Genomic DNA, 554 nt, shown 5'->3' on the forward strand with positions numbered 1-554 from the left:
TAGATGAACGATCCGCCGGACCACACGGCCGTGTTCAGCGAGGCGAACTTGTTGTCGCCGACCGGGATGACGGTGCCGAAGTACTCCTTGAAGAGCTCCTCGTGCTCCTTCAGCGCGGTGTCGGTGTCGACGAAGATGACGCCCTGCTCCTCCAGGTCCTCGCGGATCTGGTGGTAGACGACCTCGGACTCGTACTGGGCCGCGACACCGGCGACGAGGCGCTGCTTCTCCGCCTCCGGGATGCCGAGCTTGTCGTACGTGTTCTTGATGTCCTCCGGCAGGTCCTCCCAGGACTCGGCCTGCTTCTCGGTGGACCGCACGAAGTACTTGATGTTGTCGAAGTCGATGCCGCCGAGGTCGGAGCCCCAGGTCGGCATGGGCTTCTTGTCGAAGAGGCGCAGACCCTTGAGACGCAGCTTGAGCATCCACTCGGGCTCGTTCTTCTTCGCGGAGATGTCGCGGACGACGTCCTCGTTCAAACCGCGCTTGGCCGCGGCGCCGGCCGCGTCGGAGTCGGCCCAGCCGTACTCGTACCGACCCAGGCCCTCGAGCTC

The 554-nt window shown here is 64.8% G+C and carries 1 pseudogene; it reads right to left on the minus strand.

Going from position 1 to position 554, the window contains the following annotated elements:
- Positions 1-554: pseudogene (locus IF67_RS0138470) on the minus strand (Fe-S cluster assembly protein SufB); the annotation flags it as partial.

It is taken from the genome of Streptomyces sp. NRRL S-1813 (assembly GCF_000719605.1).
Lineage (GTDB): Bacteria > Actinomycetota > Actinomycetes > Streptomycetales > Streptomycetaceae > Streptomyces > Streptomyces decoyicus.